This window comes from Gammaproteobacteria bacterium, assembly GCA_034522055.1.
GTDB lineage: Bacteria > Pseudomonadota > Gammaproteobacteria > JAABTG01 > JAABTG01 > JAABTG01.
The window spans coordinates 2,644,476-2,660,805 of the sequence record JAXHLS010000002.1 but is presented as its reverse complement, the minus strand read 5'-3'; the positions used below and the strand labels follow the sequence as shown (position 1 = coordinate 2,660,805).

At 62.1% G+C, this 16,330-nt stretch carries 19 protein-coding genes; 10 read left to right on the top strand and 9 right to left on the bottom strand.

What is annotated here, in order from left to right; all coding sequences use genetic code 11:
- Nucleotides 1–5: 5 nt before the first annotated feature.
- Nucleotides 6–266, bottom strand: a complete 261-nt coding sequence (locus U5S82_12940) for a phosphopantetheine-binding protein (protein MDZ7752547.1) — start codon at nucleotides 264–266, stop codon at nucleotides 6–8.
- A 2-nt stretch (nucleotides 267–268) separates the two neighbouring features.
- Nucleotides 269–1,342 (bottom strand): GNAT family N-acetyltransferase, encoded by a 1,074-nt coding sequence (locus U5S82_12935; GenBank protein MDZ7752546.1) that lies wholly within the window; start codon nucleotides 1,340–1,342, stop codon nucleotides 269–271.
- A gap of 139 nt (nucleotides 1,343–1,481) precedes the next feature.
- Between U5S82_12935 and U5S82_12930 the strand changes: the two genes are divergently transcribed.
- The 5 genes from U5S82_12930 (at nucleotide 1,482) to U5S82_12910 (ending at nucleotide 7,348) form a co-directional block, all read left to right on the top strand.
- Complete coding sequence (locus U5S82_12930; GenBank protein ID MDZ7752545.1) at nucleotides 1,482–2,702, top strand: glycosyltransferase family 4 protein; 1,221 nt, start codon at nucleotides 1,482–1,484, stop codon at nucleotides 2,700–2,702.
- Between the two features lie 304 nt (nucleotides 2,703–3,006).
- Nucleotides 3,007–4,389, top strand: coding sequence for a glycosyltransferase (locus U5S82_12925; protein ID MDZ7752544.1), 1,383 nt, complete (start codon nucleotides 3,007–3,009; stop codon nucleotides 4,387–4,389).
- Between the two features lie 84 nt (nucleotides 4,390–4,473).
- On the top strand, nucleotides 4,474–5,457 hold the full coding sequence (locus tag U5S82_12920) for a glycosyltransferase family 2 protein (protein MDZ7752543.1): 984 nt from the start codon (nucleotides 4,474–4,476) through the stop codon (nucleotides 5,455–5,457).
- A 26-nt stretch (nucleotides 5,458–5,483) separates the two neighbouring features.
- Nucleotides 5,484–5,894, top strand: a complete 411-nt coding sequence (locus U5S82_12915; GenBank protein MDZ7752542.1) for a GtrA family protein — start codon at nucleotides 5,484–5,486, stop codon at nucleotides 5,892–5,894.
- Nucleotides 5,891–7,348 carry a hypothetical protein gene (locus tag U5S82_12910; protein MDZ7752541.1) on the top strand — a complete coding sequence of 486 codons (1,458 nt, stop codon included), beginning with the start codon at nucleotides 5,891–5,893 and terminating at the stop codon, nucleotides 7,346–7,348. Before U5S82_12915 ends, U5S82_12910 begins: the two co-directional genes overlap by 4 nt.
- On the opposite strand, the gene U5S82_12905 is transcribed toward U5S82_12910, so the two are convergent.
- From U5S82_12905 to U5S82_12885, 5 genes are all read right to left on the bottom strand, one after another.
- Nucleotides 7,334–8,155, bottom strand: coding sequence for a hypothetical protein (locus tag U5S82_12905; GenBank protein ID MDZ7752540.1), 822 nt, complete (start codon nucleotides 8,153–8,155; stop codon nucleotides 7,334–7,336). The genes U5S82_12910 and U5S82_12905 overlap by 15 nt on opposite strands.
- A gap of 167 nt (nucleotides 8,156–8,322) precedes the next feature.
- Entirely contained in the window at nucleotides 8,323–8,520 is a 198-nt protein-coding gene (locus U5S82_12900) for a hypothetical protein (protein ID MDZ7752539.1), read from the bottom strand.
- 90 nt (nucleotides 8,521–8,610) lie between these two features.
- Nucleotides 8,611–9,456 carry an ATP-binding protein gene (locus U5S82_12895; protein MDZ7752538.1) on the bottom strand — a complete coding sequence of 282 codons (846 nt, stop codon included), beginning with the start codon at nucleotides 9,454–9,456 and terminating at the stop codon, nucleotides 8,611–8,613.
- A complete protein-coding gene (locus U5S82_12890; protein ID MDZ7752537.1) occupies nucleotides 9,453–10,931 on the bottom strand; it encodes a DDE-type integrase/transposase/recombinase in 1,479 nt (492 codons plus the stop codon). The genes U5S82_12895 and U5S82_12890 overlap by 4 nt, the downstream gene beginning before the upstream one ends.
- A gap of 93 nt (nucleotides 10,932–11,024) precedes the next feature.
- Complete coding sequence (locus U5S82_12885; GenBank protein ID MDZ7752536.1) at nucleotides 11,025–11,369, bottom strand: hypothetical protein; 345 nt, start codon at nucleotides 11,367–11,369, stop codon at nucleotides 11,025–11,027.
- Between the two features lie 269 nt (nucleotides 11,370–11,638).
- Here U5S82_12885 and U5S82_12880 point away from each other — a divergent pair, with 269 nt between their 5' ends.
- Nucleotides 11,639–12,094, top strand: coding sequence for an SEC-C metal-binding domain-containing protein (locus U5S82_12880; GenBank protein ID MDZ7752535.1), 456 nt, complete (start codon nucleotides 11,639–11,641; stop codon nucleotides 12,092–12,094).
- A gap of 86 nt (nucleotides 12,095–12,180) precedes the next feature.
- Here U5S82_12880 and U5S82_12875 read toward each other — a convergent pair whose 3' ends face one another.
- On the bottom strand, nucleotides 12,181–12,711 hold the full coding sequence (locus U5S82_12875) for a 6-pyruvoyl-tetrahydropterin synthase-related protein (GenBank protein MDZ7752534.1): 531 nt from the start codon (nucleotides 12,709–12,711) through the stop codon (nucleotides 12,181–12,183).
- 76 nt (nucleotides 12,712–12,787) lie between these two features.
- A complete protein-coding gene (locus tag U5S82_12870; protein MDZ7752533.1) occupies nucleotides 12,788–13,243 on the bottom strand; it encodes an SEC-C metal-binding domain-containing protein in 456 nt (151 codons plus the stop codon).
- 50 nt (nucleotides 13,244–13,293) lie between these two features.
- Between U5S82_12870 and U5S82_12865 the strand changes: the two genes are divergently transcribed.
- The 4 genes from U5S82_12865 to U5S82_12850 all read left to right on the top strand — a co-directional run bounded on the left by U5S82_12865 (nucleotide 13,294) and on the right by U5S82_12850 (nucleotide 16,269).
- A complete protein-coding gene (locus tag U5S82_12865; protein MDZ7752532.1) occupies nucleotides 13,294–13,635 on the top strand; it encodes a hypothetical protein in 342 nt (113 codons plus the stop codon).
- A 47-nt stretch (nucleotides 13,636–13,682) separates the two neighbouring features.
- Nucleotides 13,683–13,856, top strand: a complete 174-nt coding sequence (locus tag U5S82_12860) for a hypothetical protein (GenBank protein MDZ7752531.1) — start codon at nucleotides 13,683–13,685, stop codon at nucleotides 13,854–13,856.
- 92 nt (nucleotides 13,857–13,948) lie between these two features.
- Entirely contained in the window at nucleotides 13,949–15,427 is a 1,479-nt protein-coding gene (locus U5S82_12855; protein MDZ7752530.1) for a DDE-type integrase/transposase/recombinase, read from the top strand.
- On the top strand, nucleotides 15,424–16,269 hold the full coding sequence (locus tag U5S82_12850; protein ID MDZ7752529.1) for an ATP-binding protein: 846 nt from the start codon (nucleotides 15,424–15,426) through the stop codon (nucleotides 16,267–16,269). Before U5S82_12855 ends, U5S82_12850 begins: the two co-directional genes overlap by 4 nt.
- The last annotated feature ends 61 nt before the right edge of the window (nucleotides 16,270–16,330 follow it).

Here is a 16,330-nt window from a genome sequence, read left to right as displayed (position 1 = left end):
GGGGCTCACCGAGGGGGATTATCGAGCTTCTGCTGCACGAACGCGGCCAGGCTGCCCACGGTCTCGAAAGAGGCCGCATCGATCTCGTCGTCGGCAACCTCGAAATCGAAGCGCTCCTCCAGGGCGGCGATCACCGTCACCACGGCCATGGAGTCAAACTCCGGCACACTACCAAGAAGACCGGTGCCAGCGGACATGGAATCCACCCGGTCCTCGATCTGCAGGGCCTCCCCCAGGACGACTTTCACCTCGTCAACGACGCTCATCATCAATCTTCCCCAAAATTATCCGCCCTGCGGTGCCGCAAGCGCACCGCAAGCCCCTCTTTCAGCATCAGGGCCCTGCCCCGCCAGGTCGCGCGATTCAGGGCGAAGAGGCCCCAGCGCTCCCGGCGCCCCGACATCCAATCCTGCTTGTAGCTGTCGTCCCCCACCAGGTAATCCACTTCATCCACACCGTCCGTGTCGATGGCCCGCCGCAACAGGTGGGCCGTGAGCAAAGTCCCGGGCGAGAATTGCTTAAACGCGGGATCATAGGCGAGTTTGTAAATAGACGCCACGCCGCCCGCCACAAGCCAGATCTGGGCGGCGGCCGGCCGCCCTTCGATATACAGCACACCAAGCCGCAACCAGCCCTCGGCGGCCGCCAGCTCGATGAGCCCCGGCATAAACGACGCCAGCGGCTCGGGGCGCTTCCAGCTCACCCGATACACCGCCTCGTAGGCCGGTAGCGCCCATGGCAGGTCATCGAGGGAGGTCGCCACCTGGAACTCATGACGGGCACTCCGCTCCAGGGCCCGGCCTTTACGCGACAGGGTGCTCTTCAGCCGCCCCGGCAGCCCGTCCCGGTATTCCTCATAGCCGCGCCCCGCCAGCTTTAGATACCAGTTGCCGAAGCGAAAATAGGGACGCACCCAGAACCCCGCCTCCTCCAGACCGCCACGAAGCACCTGGAAACCACTCCCCTGCTTATCCAGCGGCTCGAGGTCGACGATATCCCAGGCGGGGCGCTCCGACGCGATATGCCGGGCAATGGCGGCGACGGCGCCGTCGACAGCCGTTGCCGCTGCCAGCGGGGCATATATAGGGGTGTAGTAGTTGCTGAGAGAGGTGATCCTGCGGGGTGCCCACGGGTATGGCCGGGCATGTCGCACGAGGGGCAGCGTCACGGATTGGCCGGCACCCGCCCGGGCGCGGTACCAGACCGCCTGTGCCGGCTCCGGGATGGTCGTCCCTGCCAGCAGCCGGAACCACGGCGGCGACAGGAACGGATTTGCGTCGGCAGAGCGCTCCGCGGCCTGACCGTCGTCTTCCAGGCAAGAACTAAAGTCTACCCGCCACACGCCGAATAACCTGCATATGCATAACTTGCCCCATCGCGAGTAACCGAAGTCAGTTATAATTCGATGATTCTTATCACCATGGAAACTCTGGCGGCGCCAAAGCCGGAATCCTAAGAAACGGTCCCCAAGCCCCCTGCCCGTGAAGTGTCTCCTCGTCGCCAGCATCTTCCCGCCCATCAATGGTGGCTCGGCCGTGGTCTATGACAGCCTCTGTCGCTTCAGCCCCGAGGGCTCCATGGTGGTGCTGGCCCCGCGGCGTCATTACCTGACAGGCGAAATGATCCCAGGCACCGAGGAGTTCGACAGCCAGGCGCCCTTTCCCATCCACCGTGTGGATTTACTGCGCCCCACCGTCCGCAAATCCCACAACATTCTCCACTCCGTCTGGCTGCAGCTTACCATCGATGTCCCCCTCAAGATCCGCCTGGCCTGGACCGTCACCCGCCTGGTCAGGCGCGACAAGATAGATGTCCTGTGCATCGGTGAGCTGAACTCCGGAAGCTGGATCGGTCTGTTCGCCCAGCGCTGGCTCGGTTGCCGGATGATCAACTACATCCACGGCGAGGAGATCACCACCCAGACCAACTACCGTTTCTACGGGCGCAACCGGGAGCGCTACCTGGCCCACGCCGATGCGGTGGTGGCGGTGAGCGGCTTCACCAAACAGGCCCTACAGGATCTGATGGGCGTGGATCCCGCCAAGATCGCCCTGATCCAGAACGGCGTGGACGCCGAACGCTTCACCCCCGGACCGCCCCCGCAATACCTGATGGAGCGTTACGGCCTGGCCGGAAAGCGCGTCCTGATGACCGTCGGGCGCCTGGTGGAGCGCAAGGGTATCGACCGCACCATCGAGGCGATGCCGGAGATCGTCGCGGCCGTTCCTGACGCCCATTACCTCATCGTGGGCGAAGGCGAATACCGCACCCACCTGGAACGCCTCGTCGCCGACCAGGGCATGAGTGAACACGTGACCTTCGCCGGCCGGGTACCGGAAGAGGAACTGGTGGACCACTACCGCTTCTGTGACCTTTTCCTCATGCCGAACCGCGAGCTGTCCGACCACGACACCGAAGGCTTCGGCCTGGTGTTCCTGGAGGCCAATGCCTGCGGAAAAGCGGTGGTGGGCGGACGGGCCGGCGGCGCGGTGGAGGCCGTCCAGGAAGGCCGCAACGGCCTGCTGGTCAATGGCGATAAACCCCCGGAGATTGCCGTGGCGGTCATCCGCCTGCTGACCGACACGGCGCTGCGCGAACAGATAGAGACCACGGGCCTCGAGATCGCCCGCGCCGCCAGCTCCAAGGAAAAGGCCCGGCAGTTCCACCAGCTCTGCCAGCGCCTGGTGGGAGAGACCCCGTGAGTTCCGCCAGGCCTTCCCCCTTCCAGGACCCATTACTCCCCCTCTCCCCCCGGCGCCCGTTACTCTCCCTCTCCCCCCGGGAGAGGGCCGGGGTGAGGGCCGGGGTGAGGGAAATAAATCAAATAACCCCTACTCCTGTCCCTCCCCCACAGGGGGAGGGGACCGATTACCCCCTCTCCCCCCGGCGCCCATTACTCCCCCTCTCCCCCCGGGAGAGGGCCGGGGTGAGGGCCGGGGTGAGGGGTCAAAAACAACCCAACCCTCCACCTCAGGGGCACGCAACCCTTGAACCGCCCCCCTTGTCATGACCCAGAACGTCCTCTTCATCGCCGGCGAATACCCACCCATCAAGACCATCGGGCGGATCCGTAGCGCCAAGTTCACCGAGCACCTGCCCAAGCACGGCTGGAACCCCATCGTCCTCACTGTCGAACGCCCGGACCTCTACGATCCCGCCCTGGAGGCGGAGATACCGAAAGGCACCACCGTCTACCGCGCCCCCTACCCCGACATCGAGGAACAGTACATCACCCGCCTGAAGCGCCTGGCGGGCCGCGGCGGCCCCACGCCGAGGCAGGCCGGCACCGCTAACGGTCCGAGCGCTCCGCCTCCCGCCGCCGAGGCGGCTGCGCCCCAGGGCCTGGTGGACAAGGGCTCCCGCCTGGCCAAGGCTTTCATCCGCAACTGGCTGCTGATCCCCGACGGCTACACCGGCTGGGCCCGTAACGCCCTGCCCCTGGCCCGGGAGATCTGCCACAAGCATCAAATCGACGTGGTCTATACCAGCCTGCCCCCCTTCAGCGCGGCCCGCATCGGCTACGCCCTGCGCAAAGAGCTGGGCATCCCCTGGGTGGTGGACTACCGGGACCTGTGGTACGGCGACGTACTGCGGGAGTGGGTCCCGCCCCTGCGCCAGCGCCTGGAACTGGCCATCGAGCGGCGCTGGATGGCGGCGGCCGACCTCATCATCACCGTCTCCGAACCCAAGACCGAGTTCGTGCGCCAGCTCATCCCAAAGACGAAGGCGCGTTTCGCCACCCTCACCAACGGCTACGACACCGAAGTCTACGAGCCCCTGCTCGCCGAGCCCCGACAGGTGAACGACGTGATCGACTTCACCTTCACCGGGCGCCTGTTCAAGAACCGCCAAGGCCACACCTTCGCCGAGGCCCTCGGACAACTGGTGCAGGAGCAGCCCGAACTGCGCAGCAAGGTCAAGGTACACATCCTGGGAGGCGTCGCCCCGGAGATCCGCGCCCGCTACGACGCCATCCTCGACCGCTATGGCATCGCGGACCTGTACGAATTCCCCGGCGACGTCAGCTACCAAGACGCCATGCGCGCCCAGGTACAGACCGACTATCTGCTACTCATCGTCGATACCGGCGAGACGTCTTCCGGTGTAATTCCGGGGAAGCTGTTTGAATACGTGGCTGCCAAGCGCCCCATCTTCGCCCTCACCGATCCCGGCGCTACCCAGGAGATCATCGAGCGGGCCGGCATCGGCACCGTCGTACCCGCCACCGACGTGGGGGCGTGCAAGAAGGCCCTGGCCGAGGTCCTGGCCCAGCCCGTGCCGGAAACCCCCGAGGCCGACGCCGACTACCTGGCCCGGTTCGAACGCAGAAACCTCACGTCCCGGCTGGCGGGGCTTCTCGATGAGTTGAGCCCCGGCGCAACCAGCTAAGCAGCGAGAGGCCAGAGGAGTATCCCTACGATCAGCACACGACCACGGCAGCCTGAAATTCAACGCTTTCCGGAGATGAAAACCATGGACGAACAAAGCCCTCAGCAGACTGCCCCCCCCCTCCTGTCGATAGTCGTCCCCGCCTATAACGAGATGGAGGTCATCGAGGCCTTTCACCAACGCCTGCAAGATGTGCTTGCCGGCATGTCGATCCGTTCCGAAATCGTGTACGTCAATGACGGCAGCACCGATGACACCCTGACCATGCTGCGCGGTTTGACTTCCCCGACCGGCACGGTGCGAGTCCTGGACCTGAGCAGAAACTTCGGCAAGGAGATCGCCATGACGGCGGGGCTCGACCACACCGGCGGTGATGCCGTGGTGGTGATCGACGCCGACCTCCAGGACCCCCCTGAACTCATCCCGGAACTCGTCGACGGGTGGCAACAGGGCTACGACGTGGTCTACGCCACCCGCGCCTCCAGAGATGGTGAAACCGCCTTGAAAAAGGCCACCGCGAAACTCTTTTACCGCACCATCCAGAAACTGGCCGGCAAGGTGCACATCCCGGAAGACACCGGCGACTTTCGATTGATGAGCCGGCGGGCCACCGAGGCCGTCACCCAGCTACGTGAGCAGCATCGGTTCATGAAGGGGCTGTTCGCATGGGTCGGTTTTCCCCAGAAGTCCGTGCGCTACCGCCGCGACCCCAGATACGCCGGCACCACCAAGTGGAACTACTGGAAATTGTGGAACTTCTCCCTGGAAGGGATCACCTCTTTCTCCACCGCGCCACTGCGCTTAGCCACTTATTTCGGATTTGCTACCGCCTCCTTATCCTTCGCATACGGCCTCTTCATAATCGCAAAGACCCTTTTACTCGGCGAACCGGTCCCGGGCTTTCCGTCGCTGATCGCGTTGATCACCTTCCTGGGTGGCGTGCAACTCCTCACCATCGGCGTACTAGGCGAATACCTGGGTCGCATGTTCAACGAGGTCAAACACCGACCGTTGTATCTGCTTGCCGGGGACTATATCGCTGAAGCAGTACAACCCCGCTCTGAATAATCAGCCCGCGAGCCCCTAGCCAGCCGATGCCTCCGCTTCGCTTAACGTTTCACAACTCCTACGCAAGGCCCCTTAAATTCGCCCTGGTCGGTGCCGTCAACACCGCCATCGATATCGCGGTCTTCGCGGTCTTGTATCGCCTTCTGGAGACACACGTCCTGGTGGCCAATACCCTGGCATTCTCAGTGGCCGTCACTAACAGCTATGTAATGAACAGGCTGTGGACTTTCAGTTCGAGTGTCGCCAGCCACCCGGAGCGCAAGGCATTTCTATTTTACGTCGCCATCAGCCTAGGCGGCCTGGTGATATCCAACACCATAGTGTATGCGCTGATCGGTACCCTGCACTGGCTGGCGACCAAACTTCTGGCCGTATTCGCCACGTTCGTCTGGAATTACCTTCTTACTAGCCGCCTGCTATTCAAGGATCTAAAATGACGACGAACCTGGACGCGGTAAATGGCCACTTGTCGACAGACAAGTGGCCCGCGGTATTACTGGCGTCGTCACCGACAGTGATCGTTCTACTATTCGCCTTCTTTTACGGGTTTTCCTACCGGATCAGCGGGAACTTTCTGTTCTCCTATTTCCTCATCGCCTCCGCTGCCTTTTTCGGGATTTGCCTTATCGTCGTCCTTTCAATCTTGAGATCACGACGGGAAAAACCGCACTTGCGCCCGGATATTCTCAATCGCATGGGCGCGTTTGCGGTTTGGGCGGTATTGAGCACAACCGTCTATTTCTATAATGGTGATGCCTACATTCCCGACAAGATTGCCATCCCCCTCGTCACCATAGTTTTCCTGGGTCTTCTTTGGCGTACAGGAGCTAAAAGCAGCATCTTCTTCCTGACAGCCACCGGCACCGCTCTGTTCTGCTATGCCACCCTTGACACGAATTTGGATGTAAAAGCCGCAAACATGCTGCCAATTATCCAAGCCGGGTGCGCAGACCTCGCAGAGGGTAGTAATCCCTTCCTCGCGCTTTACCCCGACATCGCTACCGCCCCCCTCTACTACCTGCCGGGCACCGTAATCCCCTACTGCCCTATGGTCTGGCTCGGTCAGGACATCCGCTGGCTCAACGTCCTGATATTTCTCGTCATGCTGGGTATTCTCCTGTCATATCAGCGTTTCTTCCGCAATCCGGGGGTGGCCGCCCTGACTACATTACCGCTATTGTTTTCCTCGATGTCTTTTCAGATGGGATACTACGGGCACGTCTGGATGTACTGGCTTGCCATCGTGCTCCTCGGGCTCGCCTGGCTCAAAGGCCGCAATCACCTTGTTTTTCTGTTACTCGGCATCGCCCTGCTGACTCGCCAGATGGGGCTTTTCCTAATCGGGATGTTCAGCGTGATTCTCTTCGCACGCTCCGGGCTCGCCAGGTCAGTCCTTCACTTCATACTGGCAATCGGCATCTTTCTGGCGGGTATGATGCCGATTCTGCTCTTCACGGAAGTGGCATTGACTGATTTCTTCTACGGTGGAATAAAGACGGCCAGCAACGAAACCCATGGAGACACAATCAACCCCATGGACCAGGTTTCCCTGGCAGGGCCCTTCGTCCATGCTGGCCTGAGGGACCACCTGTTGCTGATTCAGGCGGGGGTCGCCTGCGTCATATTCGGGCTATTCATGTTCTCGAAAAACCTCGACCGTGGAAAACTTTTAGTTCTAACGGGTGTCAGTTATATATTTATCATCGCATTTAGCGCCTTCCTGCATCGATACTTCTACGTGCCCGGCCTGCTCTTGATGCTGCTCGGCATCAGCGATCTCTTTGCAGGCCGATACGGTAGCAGCGCCCCACCTAACACCGCGCAAGGCGCGATCACCTGTTCTAAAGACCGTGCTTCGATATCCAAGAGCACTGCATCATATGACTCCTGAGGCAAGTCTCTCACGAGCGCGGCGGCGATTTCGCAGACCACTACCCAGCATGATGAGTGTGGTCGTCATGGCGATTGCGGACACCGCGGTTGCCACTCGGCCCGGCAACCCCATCGAAACCCAGAACTTCGCCCGCACCTGCCCACCGGGCAAACAGGTTCTCAACAATCCTGACGAAGAACGCGACATCGTAAGAGATTTCTCCCTAATCCCGTCTTGCACGAGCGCACCACGCCACATCGGGTACCAGAACTGAGAGATCTCCAAACACTGCGCCTCCGGAAGCTTCGCATCGAATTCGAGTACGCCCGCCCTGCTATGCAGTTCGACCGTAGTACCGTCCGCTAGAAAGGCTCGGGTTTCCTTTAATGCATTCTCCTGTAAATACGGCAGCCGAAGCAAAGACTCATCCAAACCTGCCACGATGTACTCGTCCTGCTCCTTTCGCACTATTTCTTTACCATCCAGCGGTAATCTCTCTAGGGAAACACTTTCGGCCTCGGAGTAATCAGCAAGCGCCGATTGCACATTCCAAACGGCATTCTTTAACGGCGCACTCACCAGCGCCAACAACACAACCACCAAAACCACTTCGCCGGCATATGTTCGCCCCATAGGAGCAGACAGCACCCTTTGAGCCGCCATCGCCGCCAACGCGATGACGGGAAAAATCAGAACCGTGTTGAACCTGAACGGGGTTTGCAAGACATGAAGAACCTCAACAACAGCCCATATGCCGCTACTGAGCTGAGTCGTCATGATGAACGCTATTAGGCCAATCACAAACAAGGCTGCTTTTGGGTTCAACGGGCAAAATCGAAACTGTGACGACAATACCACAGCACTCCACATCAACAAGAAAATGCTTGGCAGTGTTGAGTGTAAGCACAGTCTTCGAGGGTACCATTTTCACTTTTCGTGAGGGTTTCCTGCCCGCGTTCATTCCTCACTGATCCTGCACGCAGGTTTCTCGATCAGAACTGTGCTACGTCAGCGAATGGCAGTTCCAGCTGCTGTTCTTCGCCAACGGCACGGGCCTCTTGCAGCATCTGCACGATCTCCTCGCCATATTCATTGATGATCTGCTCGCGCAGCTCGTCGATGAAGGTGAGCACACTGTAGGCGTCTTCCGCCTGCCAGTGCGTGTACAGCCGCAAGACTTTCATGCTCATGATGTGGTCTCCTGGGTCGTGAGGCTGGGTTGGCCTGCGTCAGGTGCGTAGGATTTGTGGACGGCCAGCGGTCGGGTTCGGCGCCAGTGCTCAGGCAGCGCTGCGAGCGCGCCGCGGTGATGGCTTGCGCTCGGTGTGGAAGACATCGAAGAAGAGCTTTTCATCGAGCTGGGTGAGTTCGTGGCGGCTGGCATGGGCGAGGATTTCGGCGGCCATATTGGTCAGCACACGGTAGTTGCCCATGGCATGATCGGCCAGCGCCTGTGCCAGCTGTTCGCTGAACAGACCGGGGTTGCCGGCGCTTGTGCAAAGATGCGCCAGGCAGGCGAGGAGATCGTCGCGTGAGGCGTGTTCAAGCGCCAGGCGGGCCCGGATGCGCGAGCCGAGCGGGAGCAGATCGTCACGCCGGAGCAGGTCGGTCAGGCGTTGATCGCCGGCGAGGACCACGCTCAGCAAGGTGCGTGAGTCGAACTGGGACGAGGCGAGCAAGCGCAACTCATTCAGTACCACAGGCGCGATCTCCTGGGCTTCATCGATCAGCAGCACGGGGCGCATGAGTGAGGCGTCGAGAGTCGCCAGCCAGCGGGTGCGCAGCCCCTTGAAGCCCATCCAGCGATTGTGCGGCTTGAGATCGACGCCGAACAGGTCTCCCAGCTCGCGGTAGAAGTCCGCGAGGTTGGCACTCGGATGGGTCAACGCGGCGATGGTCAGGTCGGGCAGGCGCCCGAGGCGGGCGGCGAGGATGCGCAATGCGACGCTCTTGCCGGTGCCGGGCGCGCCGGTAATGAGGGCAAAGCCGCCTTCGCGGACATGGGTGTGCTCAATACGCCAGGCGAAGTCTTCCAGCGCAGGCGTTGCCATCAATGCCTCGGTGGGCAGTTCCGGCGAGAACGGATTCCATTTGAGGCCGTAGAGTGCGAGCAGGGATTTGTTCATGGGTCAGTATCCTCGGGATCAAAGGGCAGATAGGCCGGCGGTATGCCGGTGGCGGCATACTCGGCCATGAGTTTGTCGAGTAACGGGGCCATGCCGGCGCGCGTGTTGGCGCTGGCCGGCAGGGCATCGACGGGCGCGTCGTCGTTCACCGGTGCTAGTGCACGCCGTCCGCGCTCGGCATTGCGCTGCTTGTCGAGTGGATAGAGCACGGCGACGGGCTGTTCGGTGTGGGGATCGAGCAGATCAATACTCGCAAGATCCCAGCGTGCGTAGCGCAGCTGCAACCGGTGGAGGTGACGGAACCGGGAGGGCACCTCGAAGCGGGTGCCCAGTACGGTGCAGGTGCCATCGGAGCGACGCTGGACACGCGTGGTCTGTGCGCGGAAGCTGCGGCGCAGCATCTCGGCATCGGGGCACTCGCGGGCAACGTCAGGGCCCTGCCGATAGCGCTCAATGGGCGCGCAGCCGAGCTCGTGGTGGCGGCGATGCTGATACTCGCCCTCGACCCAGGCGAGTGTTGCGCGGTTGAGACTCTCCAGTGTCAGCTGCTCGACACCCTCGAGCATGGCGAGCAGGCGACCCTCAACGACCGACCACCAGTTCTCCTGCTTGGCATTCTGGTAGGCCGAGTACGGTAATGTCGTCTCATGCACGATACCCAGGCGCGCCAGGCCCTCGGTGACCTCGGTCGCGGTCTCGGCACTGCCGTTGTCGGTCAGCAGGGCACGGGGCAGGCCGCGCTTCTGCAGCGCCTGCGACAGGCCGTGCACGAAGCGCTCGGCGTCCTCGGTGAGGTACCACTGGGCGTGACAACAGATCCTTGAGCAGTCATCGAGAATGCCGAGCATCTGTACCGTCTGCCAGCGCCCGCGCGCATCGACGACGCGGCGCGAGCCGACGTGGAAGTCGGCGTGCCATAACGCATTGACGTGGGCGAGTTCATAGCTGCGCACCTCGCGCGTGGCCAGGTGGCGCTCGGCGGCTTCAGCACCGGGGGTATCGCGCCGCACGCGCCCGGTGCGCTTGCGCATGCCGTTCGCCTGTAGATACCGCCGCACGGTGGCATACGAGGGCATCGCGCCAAGAGACGGATCCTTGGCAGCCAGAACTGCAAGGTTATCGACATGCAGCTGCACGCTCCAGCCCGAATGCGCTTGGTAGAGCGCATGCAGCTCGGTGCGCAGCAGGTCACTCAGGCGGCGGTGACGTCCCGCATCGGCGCGTCGGCGTGAACGCAGCGCACGGACTGGGTCAGCGCCGGCACGAAGCGCCAGGTAGTACCAGCGCTCTATGGTGGAGAACCCGAAGCGTACCGCCTCGCCAGTGACCGGATGACGCCAGGTCCTGGCGGCCAGCGCCGTAATGGCTGTGTGCAGCTCACCGCTCTCTGGCGGTGCCGCCAATAGCGAACCGATCACGGCGAAGCGCAGCCGTGCCCAGCGTTCGTGCGCGCTCAATCTGTTGTCGTCGCCCATCGGTGCATCGCCTCGTCATCGGTCCGTCTTGTGAGGCTAAGCGCCTTGGCACAGGTTGTGGAAGGTGCAACTTCTGCGGGTGCGCGACCCCCCTCAGCCAACGTGCCCGGCGGCGACGGACAGCGGCGCGAGAAATGCCAACACCTCGGCCATCCTGCGCAGCGGATCCGGTTCCTCGAAGCGCGCAAGCAAAGCACCCGGCAGTTGCTGGTCCTCAAGCAGCGGCAGGAAGCGCGCCCGCGCTGCACGCCACCAGGGCGAGCGCACCAGGGACTCACGCCACCAACGGCACCAGCGCCGCAGCGTACGCCGGTCTACCCCCAACAGCGCCTGCAGCTCGCGAATCCGCGCAGCGGTGAGTGTGCGTACGCAGGCCAGTACCAGCACAGCGCCGGTGTATACCCGGCGTCCGAGGAAACGCACCGAAGGTGGTGTCACCCGCTGGCGGCAACGGGCGCAGCACAAGCTCAGGCGACGGGTGTGCAATGCATCGGTAAGGCCCGGTGGAATCCCGCGTGGCTTGCGCTGATAGGTGGCACTGTGCAGGACGCCGGCACACTGAGGGCAGCCCGCGCCTCGTGCCCGCTCACACAAATCGCGGTCAAGCAGAAGCAAGTAGTCGTACAATCGTGGATCGGCAAACAGTTCATCGCCCATGGCGCGCTCTCCGAGATTGGGGCCAGACCATTGTCGATGAGGAGACAGCGATGGCAAAGATAGGAAGAAATCAGCCCTGCCCTTGCGGCAGTGGCAAGAAATACAAGCGCTGCTGCTGGGAGCAGGACTGCAGCATCCCACCCACCACCACACCGGCGACATCAGATCACAGTGACCTGCTCACCCTGCAACACGATGACCTCTTCGACGACATGGAACTCGACCGGTTATCCAACAGCGTTATCACCCTTGTCAATGCGGGAAGGCTCGATGAGGCGGATGCCGTGTGCGAGCAATTGCGCACCGAATACCCTGAAGTGCACGACTGGCTCATGCGAAAAGCCATGGTCTGCGAGGCACGCGGCGAGACCGATCTGGCCATCGAGTATTGCCAGCGCACCATCGACTGGATGGATGCGCATCCAGAGGACTTCGACCCTGAGAGCCGAGAGCCGTTCTATGCGGACATTGAGCGTCTGAAAAACGCTAGCAAGGATACGAACTGAGCGGTTTACATGAGGGGCTGAGAACCTGAACCCTCAGCGAATGTGATTAAAGTACGCGGCAAAAACATCATGCAGTATGTTTAGACTCACAGTGTCCCCCCCGTAGAGAATACTGTTTCGTGGTGCACGCGATTAACCCCCAGAAAATTCTGCGCATACTGGAAACTCTCAGTATCGGTAAATGCCGAGGACTCTACGAAAGCCTTCTGCAACACGGCAGGCACCCAGTAAAAGCTGGAGATCGACAGGGCCACAATCAGAGCCAGGCTAAACGCAATTAACGGGCGCGCCTCACGCTCTATCGCCGCGCGAAGGACAAAGAAAACTCCCAAAACAAATCCGAACGACAGGAAAGAGAGAATGTGAGTCAGAATAATAAGACTGAGACATAAACCTAGACCTGCGACGAATAGCCGGTCTGGCTTATTTTGGCTCGTAATGAACATCATCGCCAATGGAAAAACCGTGAGTGCCATTAGCGGCGGAAACGCATACAGACCGTATAGAAGCAAGAGCAACTTGTACGGCAGCAAGAACCACAAAATGACGCCCAACAAGGCTGCGAGGCGGCTCGTCAGTTGGATCAACCACCAGTAGACAAAAGTGAGTCTAAACATACTGCATGATGTTTTTGCCGCGTACTTTAATCACATTCGCTGAGGGTTCAGGTTCTCAGCCCCTCATGTAAACCGCTCAGTTCGTATCCTTGCTAGCGTTTTTCAGACGCTCAATGTCCGCATAGAACGGCTCTCGGCTCTCAGGGTCGAAGTCCTCTGGATGCGCATCCATCCAGTCGATGGTGCGCTGGCAATACTCGATGGCCAGATCGGTCTCGCCGCGTGCCTCGCAGACCATGGCTTTTCGCATGAGCCAGTCGTGCACTTCAGGGTATTCGGTGCGCAATTGCTCGCACACGGCATCCGCCTCATCGAGCCTTCCCGCATTGACAAGGGTGATAACGCTGTTGGATAACCGGTCGAGTTCCATGTCGTCGAAGAGGTCATCGTGTTGCAGGGTGAGCAGGTCACTGTGATCTGATGTCGCCGGTGTGGTGGTGGGTGGGATGCTGCGGTCCTGCTCCCAGCAGCAGCGCTTGTATTTCTTGCCACTGCCGCAAGGGCAGGGCTGATTTCTTCCTATCTTTGCCATCGCTGTCTCCTCATCGACAATGGTCTGGCCCCAATCTCGGAGAGCGCGCCATGGGCGATGAACTGTTTGCCGATCCACGATTGTACGACCACTTGCTTCTGCTTGACCGCGATTTGTGTGAGCGGGCACGACGCGCAGGCTGCCCTCAGTGTGCCGGCGTCCTGCACAGTGCCACCTATCAGCGCAAGCCACGCGGGATTCCACCGGGCCTTACCGATGCATTGCACACCCGTCGCCTGAGCTTGTGCTGCGCCCGTTGCCGCCAGCGGGTGACACCGCCTTCGGTGCGTTTCCTCGGACGCCGGGTATACACCGGCGCTGTGCTGGTACTGGCCTGCGTACGCACACTCACCGCTGCGCGGATTCGCGAGCTGCAGGCGCTGTTGGGGTAGACCGGCGTACGCTGCGGCGCTGGTGCCGCTGGTGGCGTGAGTCCCTGGTGCGCTCGCCCTGGTGGCATGCAGCGCGGGCGCGCTTCCTGCCGCCGCTTGAGGACCAGCAACTGCCGGGTGCCCTGCTTGCACGCTTCGAGGAACCGGATCCGCTGCGCAGGATGGCCGAGGTGTTGGCATTTCTCGCGCCGCTGTCCGTCGCCGCCGGGCACGTTGGCTGAGGGGATCGCGCACCCGCAGAAGTTGCACCTTCCACAACCTGTGCCAAGGCGCTTAGCCTCACAAGACGGACCGATGACGAGGCGATGCACCGATGGGCGACGACAACAGATTGAGCGTGCACGAACGCTGGGCACGGCTGCGCTTCGCCGTGATCGGTTCGCTATTGGCGGCACCGCCAGAGAGCGGTGAGCTGCACACAGCCATTACGGCGCTGGCCGCCAGGACCTGGCGTCATCCGGTCACTGGCGAGGCGGTACGCTTCGGGTTCTCCACCATAGAGCGCTGGTACTACCTGGCGCTTCGTGCCGGCGCTGACCCAGTCCGTGCGCTGCGTTCACGCCGACGCGCCGATGCGGGACGTCACCGCCGCCTGAGTGACCTGCTGCGCACCGAGCTGCATGCGCTCTACCAAGCGCATTCGGGCTGGAGCGTGCAGCTGCATGTCGATAACCTTGCGGTTCTGGCTGCCAAGGATCCGTCTCTTGGCGCGATGCCCTCGTACGCCACCGTTCGGCGGTATCTACAGGCGAACGGCATGCGCAAGCGCACCGGGCGCGTGCGGCGCGATACCCCCGGTGCTGAAGCCGCCGAGCGCCACCTGGCCACGCGCGAGGTGCGCAGCTATGAACTCGCCCACGTCAATGCGTTATGGCACGCCGACTTCCACGTCGGCTCGCGCCGCGTCGTCGATGCGCGCGGGCGCTGGCAGACGGTACAGATGCTCGGCATTCTCGATGACTGCTCAAGGATCTGTTGTCACGCCCAGTGGTACCTCACCGAGGACGCCGAACGCTTCGTGCACGGCCTGTCGCAGGCGCTGCAGAAGCGCGGCCTGCCCCGTGCCCTGCTGACCGACAACGGCAGTGCCGAGACCGCGACCGAAGTCACCGAGGGCCTGGCGCGCCTGGGTATCGTGCATGAGACGACATTACCGTACTCGGCCTACCAGAATGCCAAGCAGGAGAACTGGTGGTCGGTCGTTGAGGGTCGCCTGCTCGCCATGCTCGAGGGCGTCGAGCAGCTGACACTGGAGAGTCTCAACCGCGCAACACTCGCCTGGGTCGAGGGCGAGTATCAGCGTCGCCGCCACCACGAGCTCGGCTGCGCGCCCATTGAGCGCTATCGGCAGGGCCCCGACGTTGCCCGCGAGTGCCCCGATGCCGAGATGCTACGCCGCAGCTTCCGCGCACAGACCACGCGTGTCCAGCGTCGATCCGATGGCACCTGCACCGTACTGGGCACCCGCTTCGAGGTGCCCTCCCGGTTCCGCCACCTCCACCGGCTAAAGCTGCGCTACGCACGCTGGGATCTTGCGAGTATTGATCTACTCGATCCCCACACCGAACAACCCGTCGCCGTGCTCTATCCACTCGACAAGCAGCGTAATGCCGAGCATGGACGACGGGCCCTCGCGCCGGTGGATGACAGCACGTCGGTCGATGCCCTGCCGGTTAACGCTAACACGTGCGCCGGTATGGCGCCGTTGCTTGACCAACTCCTGGCCGAGTATGCCGCCACCGGCATACCGCCGGCCTATCTGCCCTTCGATCCCGAGGATACTGACCCATGAACAAATCCCTGCTCGCACTCTACGGCCTCAAGTGGAATCCATTCTCGCCGGAACTGCCCACCGAGGCATTGATGGCAACGCCTGCGCTGGAGGACTTCGCCTGGCGTATCGAACACACCCATGTCCGCGAAGGCGGCTTTGCCCTCATTACCGGCGCGCCCGGCACCGGCAAGAGCGTCGCATTGCGCATCCTCGCCGCCCGCCTCGGGCGCCTGCCCGACCTGACCATCGCCGCGTTGACCCATCCGAGTGCCAACCTCGCGGACTTCTACCGCGAGCTGGGAGACCTGTTCGGCGTCGATCTCAAGCCGCACAATCGCTGGATGGGCTTCAAGGGGCTGCGCACCCGCTGGCTGGCGACTCTCGACGCCTCACTCATGCGCCCCGTGCTGCTGATCGATGAAGCCCAGGAGATCGCGCCTGTGGTACTGAATGAGTTGCGCTTGCTCGCCTCGTCCCAGTTCGACTCCCGCACCTTGCTGAGCGTGGTCCTCGCCGGCGATCAACGCCTGACCGACCTGCTCCGGCGTGACGATCTGCTCCCGCTCGGCTCGCGCATCCGGGCCCGCCTGGCGCTTGAACACGCCTCACGCGACGATCTCCTCGCCTGCCTGGCGCATCTTTGCACAAGCGCCGGCAACCCCGGTCTGTTCAGCGAACAGCTGGCACAGGCGCTGGCCGATCACGCTATGGGCAACTACCGTGTGCTGACCAATATGGCCGCCGAAATCCTCGCCCATGCCAGCCGCCACGAACTCACCCAGCTCGATGAAAAGCTCTTCTTCGATGTCTTCCACACCGAGCGCAAGCCATCACCGCGGCGCGCTCGCAGCGCTGCCTGAGCACTGGCGCCGAACCCGACCGCTGGCCGTCCACAGTCTTACGCACCTGACGCAGGCCAAC